Raw genomic sequence first — 25,540 nt, 5'->3', positions numbered from 1 at the left:
TATCGAAGATGGGAGACCGACAATGCGTCGCTTGCTACGACTGACCGCCCTCCTTCTGGCATTCGCCCTGCCGGCGCTGCTCCATGCGCCGATGACGGTGCGGGCCGACGAGGCCCCGACGCTGACGGTATTCGGCGCGGCGAGCCTGACCGACGCCCTCGATGCCGCCGTCGCGGCCTATCGCGACGACCATCCGGGGACCGTGCGCCTCGTCTTCGAGTCCAGCTCCACCCTCGCCCGCCAGATCGAGCAGGGCGCGCCCGCGGACCTTTATCTCTCCGCCAATCCCCGCTGGATGGACTATGTCGCGGAGCGTGGCCTGATCGATACCGAAAGCCGGCGGCAATTGCTGGCGAACAGCTTGGCCCTGATCGCCCCCGCCGATCGTGAAGCCGATAGCGGGGCGGCCGACGACGACATCCTCGGCGACGGCGACCGGCTTCTGGCCGCCCTGGGCGGTGACGGCCGCCTTGCCATGGGGGACCCCGATCATGTGCCCGCCGGCATCTATGGCCGCCAGGCGCTGACCAGCCTCGGCTATTGGGCGGCGATCGAACCCCGCGTCGCGCGGGCGGCCAATGTGCGCGCGGCCCTGGCGCTCGTGGCCCGGGGGGAAACGCCGCTTGGGATCGTCTATGCCACCGACGCGGCGGCGGAGGACGGGGTGCGCACCGTCGCCGCCTTCCCTGCCTCCAGCCATCCGCCGATCCTCTATCCGGCCGCGATTACCGCGCACGCCGCCGCCGACCCTGCCAGGGCGGAGGCCACGCGCCGCCTGCTGGATTTCCTGGCGGGCGATGAGGCGACGGCGATCTTCGCGCGCTTCGGTTTCTCCCAGCCGAAGGATGCCGCCGGTTCATGACCGATTGGCTGACGCCGGTTGAATGGGAGGCACTCGGTCTTTCGGCCAAGGTCGCGATCTGGAGCGTCGGGCTCAGCCTGCCGCTCGCGGTCGCGACCGCCTACCTGCTGACGCGGGTCGACTTCCCCGGCCGGTCGGTCGTCAACGGGCTGATCCATCTGCCGTTGGTGCTGCCGCCGGTCGTGACGGGCTATCTGCTGCTGATCCTGTTCGGGACCAAGGGCCCGATCGGCGGGTGGCTGGAGGATACCTTCGGCATCGTCCTCGCCTTCCGCTGGACCGGCGCGGTATTGGCGGCGGCGCTGATGGGCTTCCCCCTGATGGTGCGGGCGATCCGCCTGTCGCTGGAAGGGATCGACCCGCGCATGGAATCGGCCGCCCGCACCCTGGGCGCGGGCCGCGCCGTTGTCTTTCTGACCATCAGCCTGCCGCAACTCATGCCGGGCATCATCGCCGGCGCGATCCTCTCCTTCGCGAAGGGTGTCGGGGAATTCGGCGCCACCATCACCTTCGTCTCCAACATCCCGGGCGAGACGCGGACCTTGTCGATCGCGATCTATTCCTTCCTCCAAACGCCGACGGGCGACGCGGCGGCGATCCGCCTCACCGTGATCGCGGTGGTCCTGTCCATGGCGGCCCTGATCGCCTCCGAACTGCTGGCGCGCCGCGCGAGCCGCCGCGTGAAGGGGATGGAGCCATGAGCGACGCCGTGCGCCCCACGCCCGTGGAAATCCCCATGCCCCTGGAAATCGATGTCGAGAAGCGCCTGGGACCACGCTTCGCCTTATCCGTCCGGTTCGAGGCGCCGGGCGGCGTCACCGCCCTGTTCGGGCGCTCCGGCGCGGGCAAGAGCAGCCTTGTCGAGATGATCGCCGGCTTGATGCGCCCGGACCGGGGCCGCATCGCCGTGGGCGGCCGGCCCCTTTTCGATTCCCGCGCCGGCATCGACCTGCCGCCGGAGAAACGCCGCGTCGGCTATGTCTTCCAGGATGCGCGCCTGTTCCCGCATATGACGGTGCGCCGGAACCTGCTCTATGGCCAATGGGCGGGCGGCAGGCGCCAGGGCGCCATGACATTGGAGGCCGTGTGCCGGCTGCTCGATATCGAGACCCTGCTGGACCGCCGGCCGGGCGCGCTCTCGGGCGGGGAAACGCAGCGCGTCGCCATCGGCCGCGCGCTGTTGAGCGATCCGGCGTTGCTGCTGATGGACGAACCGCTCGCCTCCCTCGACGCGCCGCGCAAGGCGGAGATCCTGCCTTTCCTTGAGCGGCTGGTACATGAAACGGGATTGCCGGTCGTCTATGTCAGCCACGCCATGGAGGAGGTGATCCGCCTCGCCGATACCATGGCGCTGATCGATGACGGTGCTCTCGCCGCCGTCGGGCCGGTGGAGGCGCTGACCGGGCGCATCGACCTGCCGCTGCTGACCGGCCAGGGCGAGGCCGGGGCCGTGGTCGGCGCGCGGGTGGTCGCGCATGACGCGGACTACGCGCTTACCACGCTGGAGATCGAGGGCGGCGGACGCCTTCAGGTCGCCTTGCTTTCGCTTGCCCCCGGCACGGACCTGCGGGTACGTCTGCGCGCGCGCGACATCACCTTGAGCCTGGCGCCGCCGGAGGCCGCCAGCACGTTGAACGTCCTGCCCGCGACGGTGCGCGAGATGGCGCGCGCGGACGGCGCCTTCGTCCATGTTCTGGTCGATGCGGGCGCGCCGCTCTGGGCGCGGGTCACGCGACTGTCGGCGGATCGCCTCGCCCTTTCGCCCGGGAAAAGGGTTCACGCCATCGTCAAGGCCGGCGCGATCGACCGTGCCAGCCTCGGCGGACGGACGTCGCGCGTACCGGGAAAATAGCCGCCGGATCATAAAGCCCTGGCAATCGCGCGCATCGATGCCCATCTCCGCCGCGTTCCGTGCTACATTTGGATGACGCGTCGGCCGGCTTACCCCCGGCCGTCACTTGAATTGGACACCTCCCATGACCGCCGATCTCGACATGTCCGACCGCCCCACCGACATCGCCACCGAAAATGCCGACAACGCCCCACAAGATGTGTCCCTGGACATCCCGCATGACCGGCGCATGCCCGCGCTGCCCTGGACGACCGGCGCGAGTCCGAGCCTGACCCTTTTGCCGACGGACGATACCGGGCCGCTGGGCCATTGCATCGCGGCGCTTTCCGGCACCGGCTGGTCGATGACGCCCGTCGTGGACTGGCTGTTCGGACCGGGCAGCCGTGTCACGACCCTGCCGGACCTGTTGCGCGGCCTCGGCGAGGTTCTGATTGCCGCCGGCGCGCCGGTCTTGCGCCTAAGACTCGGCATATGGGCGATCCATCCGCAGCAGGAAGCGAACGCCTATACCTGGATGCGCGGTCAGGCGGAAGCGACGACGTTGAATGTCGGGTACGGCATTTTTCAGACGCCGGACTATCTCGGCTCGCCGACCGAGATGATGCATCGCAGCGGATCGATCGTGCGCTACCGGCTCGACCGGCTCGACCCCGTCCATGATCACGATGTGCTGTTCAACCTGCGCGAGATGGGCGGCACCGACTATATCGGCATCCCCATGCCGACCTTCACCGGCCGGCAGGATTCGTTCTTCGTCGTGACGGATCGGACGGAGGGATTCACCGATACCGATATCGCGAAGTTCCGCATGCTGGCCCGGATGCTGCTGCCGGTGGTGGAATCGCTGGCCCAGCATCAGCTCTCCGTCAACGTCCTGAACACCTATCTGGGAGAGCGCACGGGCCAGCGCGTGCTCGCCGGCAAGATCCGGCGCGGCGACGGGGAACGGATCAAGGCGGCGCTCTGGTATTCCGACCTGCGCGACTTCACGGCGATGAGCGAGACGGTCGAGGAAACCGCGATGCTCGACCTGATGAACGCCTATTTCGCCCATGTCTTCGAATCCGTCACCGTCTATGGGGGAGAGGTCCTGCGCTTCATCGGAGACGCGATGTTGATCGTCTTTCCGACCGGCGACGGGCAGGACCCGGGCAAGGCATGCGACAACGCGCTCAACGCGGCATCGGACGCGATCTATCGGCTTCCGGCGCTCAATGCCCGCCTGCGGCGGCAGGGGTTGCCGGCCATCGCCTTCGGCATCGGCCTGCATGAAGGGTCCGTGCTGTACGGTAATGTCGGTGCCGACGCGCGGCTCGACTTCACCGTGATGGGCCCCGCGGTCAACCGCACATCGCGTATCGAAACGCTGACGAAGCGTCTCGGCACCCCGGTCCTGATGTCGAAGGACTTCGCCGATCTGGTATCCGACCGATTCCCGCGGACCGATTTCGGCGCGCACCCGGTCGCTGGGATCGCCGACCCCATTCAGGTGTTCAAGCCGCATTTCTGGTCCTGATTCCGCACGCACCGGAAATCCTTCACGAACGAGCCGGGCCCCCAGGGATTGAGCGGCCGGTGAATAATGCACGAAGACTAACGATTTGATGGCCGATATGAATTCTTGCGATCTTAGATTGCAGGATATCGCCCATGCCGACCCCGTTGTTCCGTCGCGTCGCGGTACACGCCCGGTGCTTCGCCCTCGCCCTTCCATTTCTCGCGGCGGCCGGCGCGGCGCGGTCGGATATCGTGGAGTCCCTGACGATCGTGAGTTGGAACGTCGCGCATTTCTACACCGACCGCTCCCATTACGAGGACGGGCGCCTCAGGCGGTTCGCCCGCACCCCGGAGGATTTGGCACGTCTGCGCGCCTATGCGAAGGGCCTCGACGCGGATGTGATCCTGTTCCAGGAACTCGACGGAGCCGAGGCCGCGCGGATGCTGCTTCCCGATGGCTATTGCGTCGAAGCCTCCCCACGCGACAACGGCAACCCGATCACCAGCCGTCAGAAGCTCGTGGTCGCCTTCCGGGCCGCCCTCGCCTCCGACGCCTCGGGCTGCATGCCCCGCGTGGGGTGGTATCTGCCATTGGCACTGCCCGGGGATCATCTGCGCTATGGCGCCGATTTCCAATTGCCGCTGGGACAGCGGGCCGTTCGGTTCCTGGGGGTGCATCTCAAATCCGGCTGCCACGCGGGGCCGCTCGACGCGTACGCCCGGCTGTCGGCCGACGCCACCGATTGGGCCCGGCGCACCGCCAAGGCCTGCGCGCGCCTGGCCCGGCAAGTTCCGCCCCTCGTCGACTGGATCGAGGACAGGGTGCGCGAGGACGTGCCGTTCATTGTGTTCGGGGATTTCAACCGCCGCTTCGACGGCGAGGGCGCGCGGGGCGACGGCAGCGCCCTCTGGCCGATCCTGAGCGACGGCGATCCGATCGGCCAGAGCCTCGTCCGCCCGACACGCTTCCAGGTCGCGCCCTGCTGGGCGGGTGGCAGGTACCGGCGCTTCATCGACCATTTCGTGATGAACGAAAGGGCGGCCGCTCTCGTCCGCCTCGGCAGCTTCGAGCAACGTCCCTACGACGCGCCCTTCGCGGGCGATGAGGCGATGAGCCACCGCCTCTCCGACCATTGCGCGATCCGCATCACCCTCGATGCGGACCCGGAAGCCGGGAGTTGAGGCGGGAGGAGACGTTTGCTGGTTTACGAGAAAGAGTTGGCGACCCCGGCAGGACTCGAACCTGCAACCTGACGCTTAGAAGGCGCCTGCTCTATCCGGTTGAGCTACGGGGCCGGCGCGGGGTCGGCGTCGCCGGATCGGCCGTTAATGCGTCCAGGGACGCACCCGGTCATAAGCGAAATTGGCGGCGTAGGATTTCGGCCGGATGGTGCGCGTTCTCGGTTTCTCGATGGTATAGGCGTAGCCGTGCTTGCGGGCATAGGCCACGGCCTCCTCCTCGCTGTGGAAGCGGAGGCGAACCTGCTTGCGCGTATCGCGCGAGCCGGACCAGCCCATCAACGGGTCGGGCCGGCCACCATCGGCGGGCTCGAACTCCAGGACCCAGTCCTTGGTCTTTCCCCGACCGGATTGCATCGCGGTTTTCGCCGGCTTGTAGATCCTGACTTCCATGGCGGATCGTCCCTCATCCTCGAACGCGCTGGGGGGGCTCGACGCCCCGTCCGCCCTTCTTTAGCGCGCTTCGCCGCGCGAGAAAAGCCGCCGACGCGCCCGAACATCCCGAAACGACGGCAAGCCCCACCGGATGCGGCCCCTATCGGATACGGCGCATGGCGGGCTTGGCGGTCGGCACCCATTTCCTGAGCGCGCGGCCGTCGCCGGCCTTCACCAGGGTCTCGCTTTCAGGCAGTTGCGTGAAGTCCCGCGCGATGGCCTCGAACGGGATGACGCTGCCCGGCCCGCGCTTCCAGGCCTCGCGATAGCTCAACTGCTTCACGATGGGCTTGGTCAGGTAATCCGGCGAATGATGGGCATAACGCCGCCATGTGCGCGCCAGATGATTCTCGGCCACGGCCTCGATAGGGCGCGGGGGGATGGGGGGACGCGAATCCTCGAACAGATGGAAGACCGTCGCCTCGATCGGCCCCGTCTCGTCCGCGACGAAGGTCGCGGGCATCAGCATCCGCCCGTGGTTCATCGCCGCATAGGTGCCCTGCTGCAGCCACAATAGGCGCTGAAGCTTCTGCGCCGGCATGTAGATATCCTCGCGCCGGCTCTGGTCGAAGAGCCAGAGCGCCACGTCGAGGGTCGAAGGGATCGCGGGAACGGTCATGACACGGGTCAACTCGCTGAAAACTGCGCCACCGGAACCGGGGGCCCGACGAACGATCGGACGCCCCATGCGCGCGCACCCGACAGGATACTTGTTGCGAGGGCGCGCGCCCAGATAGTCTATCGCCTGGAATGAGACATGCCAGAGTCGTGCCAGGGTCGCGAAACGGCAATACCCGTGACGCTATCATCATCCGGCCGACCCAACAGGGAGACCCGATACCATGGATATGAGCGGCGAGCATCGCATCCCCGCCTCCCGCGAAACGGTATGGAAGGCGCTGAACGATCCGGAAGTCCTGAAGGCCTGCATACCGGGCTGCGAAACACTTCAGGAGAACGAGGCCGGCGACGGCTTCGACGCCAAGGTCAAGGCCAAGGTCGGCCCGGTGAAGGCGACTTTCTCCGGTTCGGTCAAGCTGGAGAACGTCAACGCCCCGGTGAGCTACACCATCGCCGGCGAGGGTAAGGGCGGCGCTGCCGGCTTCGCCAAGGGGTCGGCCGATGTCTCCCTAGAGGAGGACGGGGCGGAGACCGTCCTGAAATACGGCGTGAAGGCCCAGGTCGGCGGCAAGCTGGCGCAACTCGGCTCGCGCCTGATCGATTCCACGGCCAAGAAATACGCCAACGACTTCTTCGCCAAGTTCGCCGAAATCGTCGGCGGCGGCGGCAACGGCGCGGCGGCAAGCGATGCCGAGCCCCAGGCCGCCGCGCCAGCCCCCCAATCCGTGAAGGACGCGGCGGAGGCCTCCGCCCCCGCCGCGGCCGCCGGAGCCCCCACGCCCGAGCCGGCCGCCGAGCCGCCGCCCGCCCCGAAGGAGGCGCGATCCGATCCGCGCCCCAACCGGCCCGCCGACGCGGAAATCGACGACGGCATGAAGGAAGCGGAGCCGGCTAAGAACCAACCGGCCGCGTCCGCCGCGCCGCCCTCGGCCTCTCCCTCCAAAGCGGCGGCGGACGCGGTCGCGCAGATCAAGCGCAACCGCAAGGGCGGCCTCAGCGGCATGACCTGGGTGATGCTGGTGATCGTTGCGGTGTTGATCCTGCTGGCGATCTTCTCCGGCATCGACGGCGGCGCCGGGTGATGTCGGACGCGCGCGCGTGAGCGAGACCATGGGTCGCATCATACGCGGAAGGGTTGACCGGTTTTCGGGCCGGTTCCAAAGTAATCGACGATAGAAGGCCCGACAGGGCCCACGGCAACCGTAATGAGAACAACGGTAATGAGAATGGGGCATCCGACGGTTGGAAAGCCCCCGACCCCAACGAAGCATCTGGCCCCAACAGCCGAAGGGAGGTACGCGCGCTATGCCCAACGTCAGTATGACGGTGAACGGCAAGCAGGTTTCGCAGGAGGTCGAGGGGCGCACGCTGCTCTCCGCCTTCCTGCGCGAGAAGCTTGACCTGACCGGCACCCATATCGGGTGCGATACCAGCCAGTGCGGTGCCTGTGTCGTCCATGTCGACGGCAAGTCCGTGAAAAGCTGCACCCTGCTCGCCGTGCAGGCCGACGGTGCGTCGGTCACCACCATCGAGGGGCTGGCCCAGGGAGACGATCTGCACCCGATGCAGGCCGCCTTCCGCGATTGCCACGGCCTGCAATGCGGCTTCTGCACGCCCGGCATGGTGATGAGCGCGGTCGACCTGCTGCAGCACAATCCGGACCCGAGCGACCGGGAAATCCGGGAATGGCTGGAAGGCAATATCTGCCGCTGCACCGGCTACCATAACATCGTGAAGGCGGTGAAGCAGGCCGCCCAGTCGATGAAGGGACAGCAGGCCGCCGCGGCCGAGTGAGCCGGCGGACGACCCGCGACAAGACCCCGGACGGCCCCGCGCCGCATCCAGCAAGACCGGAAAACCGGCACCCGCGCGAGGGCCTCTCCTTTGAGGGAGCGAACGACCGTCCCCGCGCATGATGGCCCCATACCGGACCCTATCGAAAGCGCTGGGACTATTGGGAGGCATCCGACGATGAGTGATACCGGCATCGGCGCTTCGGTGAAGCGCAAGGAAGACCAGCGGTTCCTGACCGGCCGCGGTAACTATACCGACGATATCGACCGTCCCAACCAGACCTATGCCTATATCCTGCGCAGCCCCATGGCGCATGCGAGGATCAAGGGCCTGAACATCGACGCGGCCAAGGCGGCGCCGGGCGTGCTGGCCGTCTTCACCGGCGCGGACACGGCCGGCCTCGGCGGCATCCCCTGTGGCTGGGGCGTCAATAACAAGGACGGCAGCCCGATGAACGAGCCGAAGCACCCGGTCCTCGCCGAGGGCAAGGTGCGGCATGTCGGCGACCCCGTGGCTCTCGTCGTGGCGGAAACCTATGCCCAGGCCAAGGACGCGGCCGAAGCGATCGAGATGGACCTGGAGGAGCTTCCGGCCGTCGTGAACATGGAAAAGGCGATCGCCGGCTCCGGCCCGCAGGTCCATGACGACGCGCCGAGCAACCTCTGCTACGACTGGGAACTCGGCGACGAGGCGGAGGTTGACGGCGCCTTCAAGGACGCGGCCCATGTCGTCTCCATCGACATCACCAACAACCGCCTCGTCCCCAACGCGATGGAACCGCGCGCGGCCATCGGCGAGTTCGACAAGGCGACGGGGGAATATACCCTCTATACCACCAGCCAGAATCCGCATGTCATCCGGCTGCTGATGGGCGCCTTCGTCCTGCAACTGCCGGAACACAAGCTGCGCGTGGTGGCGCCTGATGTCGGCGGCGGCTTCGGCTCCAAGATCTACCACTACGCGGAAGAGGCGATGGTCACCTGGGCCGCGCCGCGCGTCGGCCGGCCGATCAAATGGGTGGCGGAACGCGCGGAGAGCTTCATCTCCGACGCGCATGGCCGCGACCACATCACGCATGCCGACCTGGCGCTCGACAAGGAGGGCAAGTTCCTCGGCCTCAAGGTCTATACCAAGGCCAATATGGGGGCCTATCTCTCCACCTTCTCGACCTGCGTGCCGACCTATCTGCACTCGACCCTGCTGGCGGGCGTCTACACCACGCCGAAGATCTATTCGGAGGTGAAGGCGATCTTCACCAACACGGTCCCGGTCGATGCCTATCGCGGCGCCGGCCGGCCGGAGGCAACCTATCTGCTGGAACGTCTGGTCAGCAAGGCGGCCTGGGAACTCGGCATGGATCAGGTGGAGATCCGGCGGAAGAACTTCATCCCGAAGGACGCCTTCCCCTATCAGACGCCTGTCGCGCTGCAATATGACTCGGGCGACTACGACGCCACCTTGGACAAGGCGTTGGAACTCGCCGACTATGCCGGCTTCCCCGCCCGCAAGGCGGAGGCGGCGAAGCGCGGCAAGCTGCGCGGCATCGGCTTCTCCACCTATGTGGAGGCCTGCGGCATCGCGCCGTCGGCGGTCGTCGGATCGCTCGGCGCGCGCGCCGGCCTGTTCGAGAGCGCGAATGTCCGCGTCCATCCGACCGGCTCGGTCTCGATCTTCACCGGCTCGCACAGCCACGGTCAGGGGCACGAGACCACCTTCGCCCAGTTGGTCTCCGACACGCTCGGCATCCCGCTGGAGAATGTCGACATCGTCCATGGCGACACCAACAAGGTGGCCTTCGGCATGGGCACCTACGGCTCGCGCTCGCTGGCCGTCGGCGGGGAAGCGATCATGAAGGCGCTCGGCAAGGTGACCGACAAGGCGAAGAAGATCGCCGCGCACATCATGGAAGCCTCGGAAGCTGATATCGAGTTCAAGGACGGCAAGTTCACCGTCTCCGGCACCGACAAGGAAATGGCCTTCGGGGAAATCGCGCTGGCGGCCTATGTGCCCCACAACTTCCCGCACGACCAGTTGGAGCCTGGGCTGGAGGAACAGGCCTTCTACGACCCGATGAACTTCACCTTCCCCGGCGGCTGTCACATCTGCGAGGTGGAGGTCGATCCCGACACCGGCGTCGTGGAGGTGGTCAACATGACCGCCGCCGACGATGTCGGACGCGTCATCAATCCGATGATCGTGGAGGGGCAGATTCACGGCGGCCTCGCCCAAGGCATCGGGCAGGCGCTGCTGGAACAATGCATCTATGACGAGGACGGCCAGCTCGTCACCGGCTCCTACATGGATTACTGCATGCCCCGGGCGGACAACCTGCCCGACTTCAAGGCGGCGACGACGGAGACGCTGTGCGCGCACAATTCGCTCGGCGTGAAGGGCTGCGGCGAGGTCGGGGCGATCGGCAGCCCGCCCTCGGTCATCAACGCGGTCATCGACGCGCTGCGCGAACGGGGCGTGACGGATATCTCCATGCCCGCCACCCCGCAGAAGGTCTGGCAGGCGCTGCGCGCGGCCGAAATGCCGGCGGCGGCCGAATAAGCCCCCGAGAGGAGAGGACGAAACCCATGCATAATTTCGACTATCACAGGCCCTCCTCGCTCGACGACGCGGTCGCGGCGTTGGGCAAGGGCGAGGATGCGAGCCTCGTCGCCGGCGGCATGACGCTGATCCCGACGATGAAGCAGCGGCTGGCCGCGCCCAGCGATCTCGTCGACCTCGGCGGTATCGCGGACCTTGTCGGCATCAAGGACGATGGCGACAGCGTCACCATCGGCGCCATGACGACGCATGCCGCCGTCGCGGCCTCGTCGGCGGTGCCGCCGTCGCTCGCCGCGCTCGCCGGCAATATCGGCGACGCGCAAGTGCGCAACCGGGGCACCATCGGCGGATCGGTCGCGAACAACGATCCGACCGCCTGCTACCCCTCGGCCTGTCTCGCGCTCGGGGCGACGATCGTCACCAACGCCCGCGAGATTCCGGCGGACGATTTCTTCACCGGCATGTTCGAGACCGCGCTGGAGGAAAGCGAGATCATCAAGGCCGTGCGCTTCCCCAAGCCGGAGGCCGGGAACTATCAGAAGTTCGAGAACCCGGCCTCGCGCTATGCCCTGGTCGGCGTCTTCGTCGCCAAGACCAAGGACGGCGTGCGCGTCGCCGTGACCGGCGCGGGCAATGACGGCGTCTTCCGGGCGGGCGATATCGAACAGGCACTCTCCGCCAATTTCAGCCCCGACGCGGTGGACAGTTCCTCCATTCCCGTCGACAGCCTGAACGGCGACATCCACGCCAGCGCGGAATATCGCCAGCATCTGATCGGGGTGATGGCGCGGCGCGCCGTCGCGGCCATTAATGGCTGATCCCAGGGGGCCGATCCCAGGGAGCTGACCCCGGGGGGCTGATCCAGAGGGAGGCCGAGCCGATCACCAAGGAACCCCATAGCCGACCGGGCGGCACGCCGACCGGGGAACGGCGCCGGTCGCGGATCGGCGCCGTTCTTCTTTGGGGCGTCGCGGCCCCTGTGCTGGTGCTGGCCCTGATCCTCGGTGGGCTGTGGGCGGCGCGCGTGCCGGTCGCGCAATCGATCGCCCCGCCCCTCGCGGGGGAGGTGCTCGGCACACCGGTTTCCTTCACGGTCGCGCAGATCGGGCCCGGGGGCATCGTTCTAAACGACATCGCCCTCGGCCCGGCGGGCGCCGAGGAGCGCCCCACCGCCCGCCGGGTGGAAATCGGCTTCGATCCCCTGGCGCCCGCGCTGACGACGCTATCCGTCGCGGGACTTCGCGCCAGAATCGGAACGGATTCCGACGGCACCCCGACCGTCGCGGGACTGCCTCCTGATCTGTTCGACGGCAGAGCGGAGGGCGATGCGCGCGCGTCCACCCTGCCCTGGGCGCGGCTGCCGACGCGGATCGCGCTGGAGGATCTTGGGCTCACAGTCGAAACACCGGCCGGCGCGCACCGGATAGCCGGACGGGCAGCCCTGTCCCGACCGGCGGGCGACGCGTTGCTGCCGCTCTCCGTCGAGGCGGATTTGCGGGATGCCGACGGCGGCGGCACAGTGGATATCGCCGTCTCGGCGCGACCGGACGGGATCGACGCAACCGGTGGGGGCAGGATCGACCTCGCGGTCTGGCACCCGCTGCTTCCGGGCCTCGACGCGGCGGAGGGCTCGGTCCATTTCACCCTCGACGTTCGGGGCGCCCCCTTCGACCCCGCCGATCCGCCGACGGACCTCGCGGCGCTGGCGGCGGCACTCGACGGCGGGCTGACGCTGACACCCGATGGGGTGCGTCTGCGGCCGACGGGCCTGACGCCCATCGCGCTATCCGATACGCCGGTTGATCTGACGATGGGCGGCAAGGGTGTATCGGCCGCCCTGCCCCCGGGCTTCGAAGCAACGATGGCGGAAGCCCCGACGGCGTTGGTCGCGGTGATCCGCCCCGTCCTGCCCGACACGACACCCTCCCCGATCCGCCTCGCCGTGCCGGGCGGTCAGGCCGTGCGGCTTTCCCTCTCCCCAATGGGGGAAGGCGGCTGGGGGATCGCGACGGACGGCGCGCTTATGCTTGCCGCCGGACCGGCGCGCGTGACCGGGGCGCCGACGGCGACACTTTCCGGCGACGGCACGCTCGACGCCACATTGAAGGCGGGATGGACGGCGCGCTTGGAGCCCCTTCCCCTGCCCCAGGGCACCGCCCTGCGCCGACCGCTGGAGATCGAGGGGACCGGCCCCCTCACCCTTCGGCTCCCCCCGGACAGTACGAGCCCGACCGTCACCGCACGCGCCGCTATCACCGACCTGGCCCTGACGGGACCGGAGGAGACGGCGGTCGATCTCGCCTTGCCGAATATTCGCCTCGATATGAAGGAAGGTCGCCTGACCCTCGCGCTATCCGGCGCGGCGATCCGCCATCCGGATAACGCGACGTCGGTCCGCGACCTCGCCGCGCGGATCGCGGGACCGGTCGCCGGCCCCTATGACCTGACCCTTTCCGCCCCGTCGATCGACCGGGATGGGCAAGCGATCCTGCGTGGCGATCCGGTGCTGAACGCCCACATCGAAAGCACGGAGGGCGGCGGCTGGCGGGGCGGCGGCGATCTATCCCTTCTCGGCGGACAGGTGATCGCCACCTTCCGGGCCTTGCTGACGGCGGACGGTGCCCCGACCTTCGCGATGGACATGCCGCCCGTCACCTTCACGCCGGACGGCCCGACACCGGCCATGCTCTCCGCGATGGCGGAGGGGATCGCGGAGGATGTGGCGGGTACGCTCGCCCTCGACGCCGATCTGTCCTTCGGGGCGGATGGTCCGGCGGGGGACGTCGCGCTGACGGTCGACGGGGTGTCGCTGAGCGCCAGTCTCGCGCGGATCACCGACCTGACCGGCACCGTGCGTTTCGACGCGGCGCGCGCGCCGGCCACGTTGGCGAGGCAGAGGCTCGACGCGCGGCTCTCCGTCGCGGGCATGGACCCGGTCGGTCTATCGCTGCTCTTCTCCCTGGACGAAAGGGCACGCCTCCTGATCGACCGCCTCGTCCTGGAAACGCTGGATGGCCGGGTCCTGCTGCGCGACGCGCGCTACGATCCGCTGGCGGACCAGTTCGAAGGGCGGATTGATCTGGAGACGCTGGACCTGTCGCGGGCGCTCGGCGCGCTCGACGTGGAGGGGGTGGCCGGCACGGGAACGCTCGACGGGGGCTTCACGCTTACCGTCGCGCCGGGCGCCGATGCGGACGCACCACCCCGGATTCGGATATCCGACGGGGCGGTCCGAACCACCGGGCCCGGAACGCTGGCCATCGACAACCCGGCGATCGGCGATTATCTCAGCGGCCGCAATCAGGCGGTCGACCTGATGATCGAGGCGCTGAAGGATTTCAGGTACGACCGGCTCTCGGCCGACCTTTCGCTGACCCCGGACGGCGCGGCCGTCCTGGCCCTGTCGCTCTTCGGCCGCAATCCGGCCGTATTGGACGGGCAGCCTTTCGATGTGAATCTGTCGGTGGAAACCGACATCACCGATCTGGTCGAAAGCCTGGGGACGGTCTTTAACGCCACGGATTCATTGTTGGAGCGGCTGGCCCGTCAGGCACGTTGACGCGGCGCCCGCGCGCGCTAGGCTTCGATTGTGGATGGATGGCAGCCGTGGCTCGAAAGGACGCTTGAGCGAATGCATATCGCCCCAACGGAACCGCGCGCCCGGCGCGGCGTGTTGATCCCGGCGCTTCTGGCAACGGTATTCTTGGCGGCCACGCTGCTGGGACTGGGCGCCTGCACGCCGACGGTCGCGGTCCAGGCGCCGAAGGAACCGATCACCATCAATCTCAATGTAAAGCTCGACGCCGACGTCCGGCTTCGCGTCGAGGAGAAGGCGGAGAAGGATGTCCAGAACAACCCGATTTTCTAAAGCGCGGCGCGGCGCGCTGCGCGTGATGGCCGCCGGTTTCCTGGCGATCGGCATGGCCGCCGTCATGCCGGGCGCGGCGTGGAGCGCGCCACTGGACGCCCCACGCGATGCCGGAATCGTCGGCGAGCGGTATGACGGCCTCGCCGTCATCCGGGACGAGGCGCGCGCGGACGCGGCGCTGCGCTCGCTCGTCTCCGACATCAACGAGAAGCGCCGCGCCTATTACCAGGAACAATCCGCCCAGCAAAACGCCCCCATGGAAGCGGTGGCGAAAATCTACGCCCAGACGATCTACGACAAGGCACCGAGCGGCTGGTGGTTCCTGAAGCAGGATGGAAGCTGGGCGCAGAAGCCTTGAGCGCGCGCACCGACCCTCGCAGCGGTTGAGGGTCCACCCCCGGCGCCTATATCGTGCCGGGAAGCAGCAATGCGCGAACCGGCCATGAGGTAAGCCCGATGCCAGCCCAAACGCCCCCGACCCGGGTCCCCCGGAATGTCGATGAGACCGAGGCCCTGCTGCGCGCGGGCCGCTATGTCTGCGACCGCTCGCTGGCGACCGCGCTCTACCTCTCCCTGAGCCTCGGCCGGCCGCTGTTCCTGGAGGGCGAGGCCGGCGTCGGCAAGACGGAGATCGCGAAGGTCCTGGCCGAAACCCTGGACCGGCCGTTGATCCGCCTCCAATGCTATGAAGGGTTGGACGTTTCCTCCGCCGTCTATGAATGGAACTATCCCCGCCAGATGGTGGAAATCCGTCTGGCGGAGGCCTCCGGCGACCGGGGGCGGGAGCAACTCGAAAGCGATCTCTTCTCCGAGCGCTTCCTGATCAAGCGGCCCATCCTGACGGCGCTGGAAGCGACCGGCGGCAAGGCGCCGATCCTGCTGATCGACGAGTTGGACCGCACCGACGAGCCGTTCGAGGCCTTCCTGCTCGAAATACTCTCCGATTTTCAGGTGACGGTGCCGGAACTGGGCACGATCAAGGCCGATCAGCCACCGCTGGTCATCCTGACCTCCAACCGCACGCGCGAAATCCACGACGCGATCAAGCGCCGCTGCTTCTATTATTGGGTCGACTACCCCGACGCGGAGCGGGAGCTGGAAATCCTGCGCGTGAAGGCACCGAACGCGCCGGAGGACCTGTCGCGTCAGATCGTGGCCTTCGTGCAGAAAATCCGCACCATGGACCTCTTCAAGCTGCCCGGCGTGGCGGAGACGATCGACTGGGCCCAGGCGCTGACGCAGCTCGACCGGCTGGCGCTGGACCCCGACACGATCAACGACACGCTGGGCGCGCTGCTGAAATATCAGGACGACATCCAGAAGCTCCAGGGCTCGGAGGCCGCCCGGATACTGGACGAGGTGAAGCGCGAGATGGCCGGTCAGGCCGCCTGAAGGCCACAGTCCCGCGTCGCCCCCTCCCCTTCGAGGACCCGTCACGATGAGCGACGACGCCAACCGGCACGATCCCGCCCCCAACCTCGTCCTCGGCGACGCGGACGGCGGGCGGCTGGCGGAGAACATCATGCATTTCGCGCGCGTGCTGCGCACCGCGGGCCTGCCGGTCGGCCCGGGCAAGGTGCTGGACGCGATCGACGCGGTCTCCCAGGTCGGGGTCGCCAGCCGCCGGGACTTCTACTGGACCCTGCATGCCGTCTTCGTGAACCGGCGCGATCAGCGCGAGGTGTTCGATCAGGCCTTCCATTTCTTCTGGCGCAACCCGAACCTGCTGGAACGCATGATGGGCATGCTGCTGCCGGCGATGCGCGGCGAGGAAGCGCCGGAGGACAAGCCCGAGCTTTCCCCGCGCGTGGCCGAGGCCCTGGCGGGCGAGCGCGAGCCGGAGCGCCCCCAGGAGCAGGAAGAGGAGGAGATCGAACTCGACGCCGCGCTTTCCGTCACCGACCGGGAAGTTCTCGCGGAGAAGGACTTCGAGAAGATGACGAAGGACGAGCTCGACCGCGCGCGGCAGGCGATCAAGCGCATGCGCCTGCCGATCAAACCGGTGAAGACCCGGCGCTACCGGGCCGATCCGGGCGGGCGGCGCGCCGATCTGCGCGCGACGCTGCGGGCCTCCGCGCGGCAGGGGGGCGACCTGATATGGTTGAAGAAGCGCAGCCGCCGGCGGGAGAACCCGCCGCTTGTCGTGCTCTGCGACATCTCGGGGTCGATGGACCGCTATGCGCGGATGCTGCTGCATTTCCTGCATGCGCTGACCAACGATCGCGACCGGGTGCACAGCTTCCTGTTCGGCACGCGGCTGACCAACATCACGCGCCATCTGCGCGACCGCGACCCCGACGCCGCCATCGACAAGGTGACGGCGGCGGTGGAGGACTGGGCCGGCGGCACGCGCATCGGTGAGTCCCTGCACCGCTTCAACGCGGACTGGTCCCGCCGGGTGTTGAGCCAGGGGCCGGTCGTGCTGCTGATCACCGACGGGCTGGACCGGGAGGGAGCGGCCGGCCTGGAGGTCGAGATGGAACGGCTGCATAAAAGCTGCCGGCGGCTGATCTGGCTGAACCCGCTGCTGCGTTACGACGGCTACGCCCCCAAAACGGCGGGCGCGCGCGCCATGATCCCGCATGTGGATGAGTTCCGCCCGGTCCATAACCTGGACAGCCTGGCGAAGCTGGCGGACACTCTCAGCCGAAGCGAAAGCGCCGCGACGGGCGAGATGGTCCGCTGGAAGAAACTGGCCGCGTGACCCATATCCGAAGTCTTGAACGACAAACCTTTGGCGACGAACCTTGGGGCACCCCTCCCGGAGCGACGCCCCAGCAGACGAGGCCGATCATGACCACCACTCCCGATCTCCTGACCCGGGCCGCGCAATGGGCCGATGGTGGCAAGAAGGTCGCCATCGCGACCGTCGTCGGAACCTGGGGCTCCTCCCCGCGCCCGGTCGGCAGCCAGTTGATCGTCAACGAGGACTCGGAGTTCGAGGGCTCCGTCTCCGGCGGCTGCATCGAGGGCGCGGTCGTGACCGAGGCCCTGGACATCATGGAAACCGGCACGCCGAAGCTGCTGGAGTTCGGCGTCTCCGACGCCATGGCCTGGGAGGTGGGATTGGCCTGCGGCGGCGAGGTGAAGGTCTTCGTCGAGCGGTTGGAGGCGTGAGGCGATGAAACGCGCGCTCCTGGAGACATTGAACGCCGCGCGGGCGGAGAAGAAGCGCACGGCGCTGATCACCCGCCTCGACAACGGCGATCAGGCGCTGCTGGTGGATGGCGAAATCGCGGGCGGGGGGCTGATCGCGCCCGCCGATGTCCTCGACGCGGCGGAGGCCGCGCTGACCGCCGACAAGGGCCGCACGGTCGATGCCGGGGACGGCCATGCCTATTTCGTGCAGATATTCAATCCGCCGCTGCGTCTCTTCTGCATCGGGGCGGTGCATATCGCGCAAGCGCTGGCGCCGATGGCGGCGCTCGCCGGCTATGCGGTGACGGTGATCGATCCGCGCGGTGCCTGGGCCACGCCCGAACGCTTTCCCGATGTCGCGGTCGACGAACGCTGGCCGGACGAGGCGCTGGAAGCGCTGGCGCCCGACCGGCGGACGGCCGTCTGCGCGTTGACCCACGACCCGAAGCTGGACGACCCCGCATTGGTGCGCGCGCTGCGCTCCGACGCCTTCTATGTCGGGGCGCTGGGCAGCAAGAAGACGCATGCCGCGCGGGTCGAACGCCTGGGCGAAAGCGGCCTCGCCCCGGAGGAGATCGAGCGTATCGCCGCCCCCATCGGCCTCGATATCGGCGCCGTCAGCCCGGCGGAGATCGCGATTTCCGTCATGGCCCAGATCACCTTGGCGCTGCGCGGCGCCAAGGGACGCTGAGCCCCGGAAGGAAAGTCGAGGATATGCGGTTCGGTCCCACGCCGCTCGACCAGGCCGTCGGCGCCATCCTGGCCCATAGCCAGACGGTCGACGGAACGCGCTTCAAGAAGGGGCGAACCTTGTCGGCCGCGGATGTGGCGGCGCTGCGCGCCGATGGGCGGGACCACGTCGTCACCGCGCGGCTGGACCCCGGCGACGTGCATGAGGACGAGGCGGCGGGCCGTATCGCGCGCGCGGCCTGCGGCGCCAATCTGACGGCGGCCGCCCCCTTCACCGGCCGCGCCAACCTGATCGTCAAGACGCGCGGCGTTCTGGTGATGGAGCGCGCGCGGCTGGACGCCATCAATCTGATCGACGAGGCGGTGACGATCGCCACCCTGCCCGCCTTCGAGATCGTCGAGGCGAAGCAGATGGCCGCGACCATCAAGATCATCCCCTTCGCCGCGCCCGAGGCGGCGGTAACGGAGGCGGAGCGTCTGGCCGCCGAGAACGGGCCGTTGATGCGCGTCGCCCCGCTGGTCGAGAAGCGGGTCGCCCTAATCCAGACGCGCCTGCCCGAAACCAAGGCCAGCGTTCTGGACAAGACGGTGCCGGTGATGACGCGCCGGCTGGCGACGCTCGGCAGCCGAATGGTCTCGGAGGCCCGCGTGCCGCATGAAATCCAGGCCCTGGCCGGCGAATTGGACGCGGCCGCCGACGCATCGGACATCGTGGTCGCGGTCGGCGCCTCGGCGATCGTCGACCGCGGCGATGTCATTCCGGCCGCGATCCAGGCGGCGGGCGGGAAGCTCACCCATTTCGGCATGCCGGTCGATCCTGGAAATCTGCTGCTGCTGGGCGAGCTTAAGGGCAAGCCCGTGATCGGCGCGCCGGGCTGCGTGCGCTCGCCCAAGCCGAACGGCTTCGATTGGGTGCTCTCTCGACTGTGCGCCGACGTGCCCGTGACCCGTACCGATATCATGCGCATGGGCGATGGCGGCCTGCTGAAGGAAATCCCCTCGCGCCCGCAACCGCGCGCGGAGGAAGCACCGGTCGATACCGGCGCGAAGCGCGCGCCACGCATCGCGGGCCTGCTGCTGGCGGCCGGGCAATCCCGCCGGATGGGGGAGACCAACAAGCTTCTGGCCGAGGTGGCGGGCCGCCCGATGGTGGCGCACGCGGCGGAGGCGCTGGCCCATTCCGATATCGACGGCCTCACCGTCGTCACCGGCCATGAACCGGAGGGAGTGCGCGCCGCCGTCGCCTCCTGCGAGGCGGCCTTCGTGCACAACCCCGATTACGACCAGGGCCTGAGCGCGAGCCTGAAGCGCGGCATCGCCGCCCTGCCGGAGGCGGTGGACGGGGTGGTGGTCTGCCTGGGCGACATGCCGCGTGTCACGCACCGGGCGATCGACCGCTTGATCGCGGCTTTCGACCCGACGGAGGGACGCGCGATCTGCGTACCCACCTATCGGGGCAAGCGGGGCAATCCCGTCCTTTTCGCGCGGCGCTTCTTCGCGGAGATGCAGGACCTTGCCGGCGATGCCGGCGCGAAGACCCTGATCGGCGCCTACGAGGATCAGGTGGTCGAGGTCGAGATGGATGACGATTCCGTGCTCAACGACATCGACACGCCGGAGGCCCTGGCCCGCGCGCGGGATACCTGACGCCGACCGGGACGCCCGATGCGGGAACGCCGCGCCGGGTGCGGGCAAAAGGCCGCAGGCGTGCCCCCTCGAAACACCGGGATAGGGGGCGTATGACGGGGCCATGGTCGATCCCGCCACCTCTCGAACCCCGCCGGACAGCCCGAACGGACAGGGCGAGCCGGGGCTGCGCCCGCTCGATGGCGCGGTCTATCTGGCGATCCTCGCGCTGGGGACGCTCTTCTGGTGGTGGACGCGGACCGATCCCGCCTCCCTGCCCGTCTGGGCGCCTTGGGACTTCGCGCCGCTACAGTTCCTCGCCTTCTGGGTGGCCGCCTGGTGGTACGCGCGGGGCGTGATCGCCGCGCCGGAGGGGGAGCAGCCGCCGCTTTGGCGCATCCTCTGCTTCGCGGTCGGCCTCGCGGTGACCTACGCCGTCCTGCTGACGCGGTTCGAATATCTGGCGGAACATATGTTCTTCCTGAACCGTATTCAGCATGTGGTGATGCACCATCTGGGGCCGCTGCTGATCGTGCTGGCCTGGCCCGGCGCGGCGCTGCTGCGCGGCATGCCGGCACCGCTCGCGCGTCTCGCACGCTCGCCCTGGCTGACGCGGCCGGTGGGGTGGATCCAGCAACCGCTGATCGCCGCGCTTCTGTTCGTCGGGTTGATCGGCCTATGGCTGGTTCCGTCCGTGCATTTCGCCGCGATGATCGATCCCGACCTCTATGCCCTGATGAATTGGAGCATGGTGGTCGATGGGCTCCTGTTCTGGAGCCTCGTGCTCGACCCACGGCCGTGCCCGCCCGCGCGGCTGTCCTTCCTGGGGCGGTGCGGCCTCGCCGTCGGAGTGATGTTCCCGCAGATCCTGCTGGGGGCGATGATCACCTTTTCCGGCCAGGACTGGTACGATTTCTATCACTGGTGCGGGCGCATCTATCCGGCCGTGGGGGCGCTGCGCGACCAGATGTTCGGCGGGCTGATCGTGTGGATACCCGGCGCGATGATGAGCGTCGCGGGGGTAATCCTGACGCTGAATTTCATGCGCCAGGTCGAGGAACGGGAGACCGGGAAGGAGGAGACGGCAAGCGATGCGACGATCATCGATTCCGGCCAATGGACATAGGGCCGGGGGGTGTCTTCGCCCCCTCTTTCTCGGCGCCGCGCTCGCCCTCGGCCCACTATTCGCCATGACGGCCGCCCATGCTGGAGAGGCGCGCACGGACGGCCTGCATCTGAGCGACGGCTGGATTCGCATGATCATCCCGGCGCGACCGGCGGCCGGGTATTTCACCCTGCATAACGACGGTACGCGGGGCCGTGCATTGGTCGCGGCCTCCTCCCCCGCCTGCGGCCGGATGATGCTGCACCGAACCGGCGACGGGAACGGCGCCGACCGGATGGTGCCGATCGCGCGCGTGGATGTGCCCGCGGGCGGCACCGTCCGCTTCGCCCCGCACGGCCATCACCTGATGTGCATGGCCCCCGATGACGGGATGATGAAGGTTGGTGGGACGGTGCCCGTCACCTTGCGTTTCTCGGACGGGGCCGATCTGACCGCCCGCTTCACGGTGCGTGGCGCAGGGGGATAACGCCCGTCAATAGCGAGCCTAGGCGGGCATGCCGATCATGGTCAGAAGACGACCGACCCAGCCCGATTGGAAGCGGCCCTCGATCAAGCGGGAGAGATCGGCCGCCAGCCCGTCGACATCCGCCTCCCCCGTCGCCAGCGACGAGGCGAGGAGCCTAATCTCCCCCGACCGGTCGAAGACATAGACGGCGGAGCCGTGAGAGACCTCATAAGGGCGGTCCTCCGTCTCCGGCCGGACCGAATAGGCGACGCGATAACGTTTCGCCAATGCCGAAAGTTGCGCCGGTGTCCCCCGCAACGCATCGACCCGCGCCCCGAAGGCATCGGCATATCGCTTCAGAACCGCCGAATCGTCGCGCGCCGGATCGACGGTGACGAAAAGAACCTGTGCCTTCGACGCCTTGCCGCCCAGCCGGTCGAGCGCAGCCGTGACGCTCGAAAGCGTCGTCGGGCACACATCCGGACAGAAGGTATAGCCGAAATAGAGCAGGACGATCCGGCCGCGATAATCCGACGCCGTCACCGTCCGGCCATCCTCCGCGCGCGTCATGGTGAAGTCGAGCGGCGGCAGGGTTCCGGCGATATCGGTCTCGTTCCAGGAATCGTCCTCATCGCATCCCGGCAAGGCGGCGATCAGAAATCCGGTGCAAATTAGCATCGCGATCCGCGCGGTGAACGGCGCGCGAAGATGGCGGATTCCGAATATCATGGCGCGGGCTCTCCCGGGTTCGAAGGGGCGCTTCACAGGCGAAGCAGCTAATCCCCCCGGCGTGGCGGCGCAATGGGACGAATGGTTGCAGGGGGCCGTGCCCTATCGATCGTCCGGCGAAGGCGTCGGGTAGTGCGCCTCCAGGAACGCCGCGACGAGCGCGCCCATGCCATGGTCGTAGAGGTCGCTGTGCCCACCCTCCGCCTGGATTTCCAGGCGTTTCGGCCCGGCGGCGGCCTCGTGCAGGGCGCGTGCGCGGGCCAGGGGAATGATCCGGTCCCGCGCGCCATGGACGAACAGCTTCGCCACGCCATGCGCCTTGGCGAGGCGCCCCGCGCTATCGAACCGATCCTTGATCAACCATTTCGCCGGAACATAGGGATAGTGGCCCTGGGCCACATTGGCGGCGGAATCGAAGCCGCCCTCGACGATCAGGGTGCGCCCGCGCCCTTCCGCCGCCAAGGCCGAGGCGATGCCGGAGCCGAGGGACTCACCATAGAGCACGATACGATCCGCCCCGATCCCATGTTCCGCCGCCAGCCAGTCGGCGGCCGCATGGCCATCGGCGATCAGGGCGCTCTCGCCCGGGCTCCCCCCGCTTCCGCCGTTATAGCGATAACTCATCAGCAACAGCCCATAGCCCCGGTCCAGGAAGAACCGCGCCCGCCCCGCCCGGTCGTCCAGATCGCCCGCATTGCCATGGAAATAGAGCAGGACCGGCCGCCCCGTCCCCGCCGGCGGCGCCCACCAGGCACGCAGGGTCAGCCCGTCATGGGACGGGATGCGAAGCACCGTCATCTCCGGCACGCCGACGACGGAGGGCGGCTGCGGCGCCCCCGCGGCCGGGTGGTACATCAATCCCCGCTGCCCCACGTAAAGACCGGCCAGCACGGCACCATAGGCGATCACGATCACCCCCAGGATCCACATCATCGCCTTCATTCCACCTTTCCCGCCATCACGTCCCGCGTGCTCACCGGTCGCCCCTGTTGCGTGGCAAGCACGGCTTGGGCTTTTATACACGAGCACTCCCGATGACGAGAGGATGGACCGATCACACGCCGCCGCCAGCATTCTCGAACTCTCAACGCGATCGCGGCGACCGCCATCGCATTCATGTGGCTGGCCGGTCTTCCGCCCGGTACGGGGGAGGCGCGCGCCCAGAGCATGATCGCCGCCGACCAGGGACGGACCGTCGATCTCCTCCTCGTGCTCGCCATCGACTGCTCCTATAGCGTCGATACCCAGGAATACGACCTCCAGCGCCAGGGCATCGCCCATGCCCTCCGGGATCCGGAGATTCGACAGGCGATATCCGCCGGTCCCTACGCATCGATCGCCATCGCCGTCGTGCAATGGTCGTCGGCCACCAGCCAGGTCTTGGCCCTGCCCTGGACCTTGCTGGACGGTCCGGCATCGATCGACGCCGCGATCGCGCGGATCGGGGGGCTCAAGCGCGCGACCCGGGACGGAGCCACCGCGATCTCGACCGCCATCGGCTACTCGCTCGGCGTGCTGGACCGAAGTCCCTATCGCGCGGTCCGCCGGATCATCGATATCAGCGGCGACGGGCGGCACAATAACGGCCCCGACCTCGAACATTTCCGCCTCACCGCGGCCGCGCGGGGCGTTACCGTCAACGCACTCGCCATCCTGAACGAGGAGTGGACCCTGGACCTCTATTACAAGGACAAGGTCATCGCCGGGTTCGGCGCCTTCGTGGAACGCGCGAACGCCTATCCCGACTATCGCGACGCGATCCGGCGGAAGATGCTGCGGGAGATCCGCTACGTGCCGGTCTCGCAGGCCCCGGGAACCCTATCCGATGTCGCGACACCCTTCCGCGCGAACGGTAATCGAAAGGGTTCGAAACATCTTCAATTCACCGCGAATTAACGTATACTGCGCGGGTATGGACGGGTGGCAGGGAATACTTGGCAACCTTCTTGCAAATCGGATAGACAAATATACGTCCGGCACCGTCGAGACGGTGAGGTGATCCGGCAAACCGATCGGGACCGCGCATTCCGGCCGGATCGCAGAAAAGCCCCGGGCCGGTCGCGAACGCGTCGGCCCAAGCGAGAAGCTGGGAAGGGACATGACCGACCTATCCCGCGAGGAGTTGAGAGCCCACCTGTCCGCCGTGGAGGCCCAGGTGCGGGCCGCCTTGCGTATTGTCGCGGCCGAATCGAAATCGGTGCAGCAGGCCCATAGCGCGCTGCGCGCCGACCTCTCCGCCGCGCTGATCCGCCTCCAGTCGGAAATGAACAGCGGTTCCGGCAAGCTCGACAACAAATTGGACCGGGTGCTCTCCGATGTCGGCAATCTCGGCCGACAAAGGAAACTGACCACCGCGATCCTAACCACCCTGGTCCTTCTGTTCGGCATCACGGTCGGCGTCCTGGCGGGTGGCAGTTGGTATTTCCTGAACAAGACGGAAAGCTCGGCCTCGATCTCCCTGCCTTTCCTCGGCGCGGAGGATATGCGCGGCCAGTCGTCCGCGACCCAGCCGGGCATGCAATCGGGCATGACCTCGCAAACATCCCAAGGGCAGGGGCAACAGCAGAGGACGCAAGCCCAGAACCAAGGGACGTCACCTTCCGGACAAGCCCAAGCCGGCCAGCAGGGTCAGGCCGGCCAGCAAGGCCAGACCGGCACGCAATCCGCCGGCACCTCATCCGGCAATGCATCGTCCGCCGACATGTCGGGGAACGCGTCCTCCACCGCCGCCCCGCCCGATCAGGAACCGAGCGTCCGTATCCTGACGGCGCAATAAACCGATCGCGCCGCCCCCTTTCCCTCCCGCTATCGGGCATCATCGCTTCCCTATCAATGAATAGGGTCGGGCGTTATTGACGGATCGTCGGGCCGCCCGCCGGGTGATAGCGCCACAAGTATTGGCGGACCCCGCATGACCAAATCGGGGACGCATGGCGAGATCGGGAGGACCGATCGCTCCCGACGGCGTGTGCCCCCTCTCCCCCCGTTATACCAAATCTTGTTGATCACGACCCATGCGGATCGCGTTCGGCTTTGGTCGGGTAGGAAGGGTGGCGCGGGCGATG

General features: G+C 67.9%; 25 protein-coding genes and 1 tRNA gene. 21 read left to right on the top strand and 5 right to left on the bottom strand.

Features of this window, described 5'->3' with window-relative positions; all coding sequences use genetic code 11:
- The first annotated feature begins 22 nt into the window (after positions 1-22).
- From modA to KAJ83_RS00110, 5 genes are all read left to right on the top strand, one after another.
- Positions 23-862: a molybdate ABC transporter substrate-binding protein gene (gene modA, locus KAJ83_RS00130; RefSeq protein ID WP_210679994.1), complete on the top strand. Its 840-nt coding sequence runs from the start codon at positions 23-25 to the stop codon at positions 860-862.
- On the top strand, positions 859-1,563 hold the full coding sequence (gene modB / locus KAJ83_RS00125; RefSeq protein WP_210679993.1) for a molybdate ABC transporter permease subunit: 705 nt from the start codon (positions 859-861) through the stop codon (positions 1,561-1,563). The genes modA and modB overlap by 4 nt, the downstream gene beginning before the upstream one ends.
- The gene (gene modC / locus KAJ83_RS00120; RefSeq protein ID WP_246484115.1) at positions 1,560-2,714 is read left to right on the top strand and encodes a molybdenum ABC transporter ATP-binding protein; all 1,155 of its coding nucleotides are present in this window, start codon (positions 1,560-1,562) and stop codon (positions 2,712-2,714) included. Before modB ends, modC begins: the two co-directional genes overlap by 4 nt.
- 124 nt (positions 2,715-2,838) lie before the next feature.
- On the top strand, positions 2,839-4,230 hold the full coding sequence (locus KAJ83_RS00115) for an adenylate/guanylate cyclase domain-containing protein (protein ID WP_210679992.1): 1,392 nt from the start codon (positions 2,839-2,841) through the stop codon (positions 4,228-4,230).
- 134 nt (positions 4,231-4,364) lie between these two features.
- Complete coding sequence (locus KAJ83_RS00110) at positions 4,365-5,393, top strand: endonuclease/exonuclease/phosphatase family protein (RefSeq protein WP_210679991.1); 1,029 nt, start codon at positions 4,365-4,367, stop codon at positions 5,391-5,393.
- A gap of 37 nt (positions 5,394-5,430) precedes the next feature.
- Here KAJ83_RS00110 and KAJ83_RS00105 read toward each other — a convergent pair.
- The 3 genes from KAJ83_RS00105 to KAJ83_RS00095 all read right to left on the bottom strand — a co-directional run bounded on the left by KAJ83_RS00105 (position 5,431) and on the right by KAJ83_RS00095 (position 6,504).
- A tRNA-Arg gene (locus KAJ83_RS00105) sits at positions 5,431-5,507 on the bottom strand.
- 30 nt (positions 5,508-5,537) lie between these two features.
- Positions 5,538-5,843 carry an ETC complex I subunit gene (locus KAJ83_RS00100; protein WP_210679990.1) on the bottom strand — a complete coding sequence of 102 codons (306 nt, stop codon included), beginning with the start codon at positions 5,841-5,843 and terminating at the stop codon, positions 5,538-5,540.
- 142 nt (positions 5,844-5,985) lie between these two features.
- A complete protein-coding gene (locus tag KAJ83_RS00095) occupies positions 5,986-6,504 on the bottom strand; it encodes a Panacea domain-containing protein (RefSeq protein ID WP_210679989.1) in 519 nt (172 codons plus the stop codon).
- Positions 6,505-6,727: 223 nt separating this feature from the next.
- On the opposite strand from KAJ83_RS00095, the gene KAJ83_RS00090 reads away from it, so the two are divergent.
- From KAJ83_RS00090 to KAJ83_RS00025, 14 genes are all read left to right on the top strand, one after another.
- Entirely contained in the window at positions 6,728-7,588 is an 861-nt protein-coding gene (locus tag KAJ83_RS00090) for an SRPBCC family protein (RefSeq protein ID WP_210679988.1), read from the top strand.
- A 223-nt stretch (positions 7,589-7,811) separates the two neighbouring features.
- A complete protein-coding gene (locus KAJ83_RS00085; protein ID WP_210679987.1) occupies positions 7,812-8,300 on the top strand; it encodes a (2Fe-2S)-binding protein in 489 nt (162 codons plus the stop codon).
- A 177-nt stretch (positions 8,301-8,477) separates the two neighbouring features.
- Positions 8,478-10,853, top strand: a complete 2,376-nt coding sequence (locus KAJ83_RS00080; RefSeq protein WP_210679986.1) for a xanthine dehydrogenase family protein molybdopterin-binding subunit — start codon at positions 8,478-8,480, stop codon at positions 10,851-10,853.
- A 26-nt stretch (positions 10,854-10,879) separates the two neighbouring features.
- Complete coding sequence (locus tag KAJ83_RS00075; protein WP_210679985.1) at positions 10,880-11,671, top strand: FAD binding domain-containing protein; 792 nt, start codon at positions 10,880-10,882, stop codon at positions 11,669-11,671.
- Positions 11,672-11,838: 167 nt separating this feature from the next.
- Positions 11,839-14,412, top strand: coding sequence for an intermembrane phospholipid transport protein YdbH family protein (locus KAJ83_RS00070; RefSeq protein WP_210679984.1), 2,574 nt, complete (start codon positions 11,839-11,841; stop codon positions 14,410-14,412).
- Positions 14,413-14,484: 72 nt separating this feature from the next.
- Positions 14,485-14,721 carry a YnbE family lipoprotein gene (locus tag KAJ83_RS00065; RefSeq protein WP_210679983.1) on the top strand — a complete coding sequence of 79 codons (237 nt, stop codon included), beginning with the start codon at positions 14,485-14,487 and terminating at the stop codon, positions 14,719-14,721.
- Positions 14,696-15,079, top strand: coding sequence for a YdbL family probable chaperone protein (locus tag KAJ83_RS00060; protein ID WP_210679982.1), 384 nt, complete (start codon positions 14,696-14,698; stop codon positions 15,077-15,079). Before KAJ83_RS00065 ends, KAJ83_RS00060 begins: the two co-directional genes overlap by 26 nt.
- A gap of 98 nt (positions 15,080-15,177) precedes the next feature.
- Positions 15,178-16,113, top strand: a complete 936-nt coding sequence (locus KAJ83_RS00055) for an AAA family ATPase (protein WP_210679981.1) — start codon at positions 15,178-15,180, stop codon at positions 16,111-16,113.
- A 46-nt stretch (positions 16,114-16,159) separates the two neighbouring features.
- Entirely contained in the window at positions 16,160-17,425 is a 1,266-nt protein-coding gene (locus tag KAJ83_RS00050; protein WP_210679980.1) for a vWA domain-containing protein, read from the top strand.
- Between the two features lie 89 nt (positions 17,426-17,514).
- Positions 17,515-17,838 (top strand): XdhC family protein, encoded by a 324-nt coding sequence (locus KAJ83_RS00045; protein ID WP_210679979.1) that lies wholly within the window; start codon positions 17,515-17,517, stop codon positions 17,836-17,838.
- A gap of 4 nt (positions 17,839-17,842) precedes the next feature.
- The gene (locus KAJ83_RS00040) at positions 17,843-18,550 is read left to right on the top strand and encodes an XdhC family protein (protein ID WP_210679978.1); all 708 of its coding nucleotides are present in this window, start codon (positions 17,843-17,845) and stop codon (positions 18,548-18,550) included.
- Between the two features lie 23 nt (positions 18,551-18,573).
- A complete protein-coding gene (locus KAJ83_RS00035; protein ID WP_210679977.1) occupies positions 18,574-20,196 on the top strand; it encodes an NTP transferase domain-containing protein in 1,623 nt (540 codons plus the stop codon).
- 103 nt (positions 20,197-20,299) lie between these two features.
- A complete protein-coding gene (locus KAJ83_RS00030; protein ID WP_210679976.1) occupies positions 20,300-21,301 on the top strand; it encodes a cytochrome c oxidase assembly protein in 1,002 nt (333 codons plus the stop codon).
- Positions 21,267-21,767, top strand: a complete 501-nt coding sequence (locus KAJ83_RS00025) for a copper chaperone PCu(A)C (RefSeq protein ID WP_210679975.1) — start codon at positions 21,267-21,269, stop codon at positions 21,765-21,767. The genes KAJ83_RS00030 and KAJ83_RS00025 overlap by 35 nt, the downstream gene beginning before the upstream one ends.
- Before the next feature lie 18 nt (positions 21,768-21,785).
- On the opposite strand, the gene KAJ83_RS00020 is transcribed toward KAJ83_RS00025, so the two are convergent.
- Positions 21,786-22,475: an SCO family protein gene (locus KAJ83_RS00020; RefSeq protein WP_210679974.1), complete on the bottom strand. Its 690-nt coding sequence runs from the start codon at positions 22,473-22,475 to the stop codon at positions 21,786-21,788.
- Positions 22,476-22,577: 102 nt separating this feature from the next.
- Entirely contained in the window at positions 22,578-23,408 is an 831-nt protein-coding gene (locus KAJ83_RS00015; protein WP_210679973.1) for an alpha/beta hydrolase, read from the bottom strand.
- 234 nt (positions 23,409-23,642) lie between these two features.
- Between KAJ83_RS00015 and KAJ83_RS00010 the strand changes: the two genes are divergently transcribed.
- Positions 23,643-24,371: a DUF1194 domain-containing protein gene (locus KAJ83_RS00010; RefSeq protein ID WP_210679972.1), complete on the top strand. Its 729-nt coding sequence runs from the start codon at positions 23,643-23,645 to the stop codon at positions 24,369-24,371.
- Between the two features lie 202 nt (positions 24,372-24,573).
- A complete protein-coding gene (locus tag KAJ83_RS00005; RefSeq protein ID WP_210679971.1) occupies positions 24,574-25,251 on the top strand; it encodes a hypothetical protein in 678 nt (225 codons plus the stop codon).
- The last annotated feature ends 289 nt before the right edge of the window (positions 25,252-25,540 follow it).

It is taken from the genome of Marivibrio halodurans, assembly GCF_017963645.1.
In the GTDB taxonomy this organism is placed as follows: Bacteria; Pseudomonadota; Alphaproteobacteria; order UBA8366; family Aestuariispiraceae; genus Marivibrio; species Marivibrio halodurans.
This window is presented reverse-complemented; position numbering and strand designations above follow the sequence as displayed.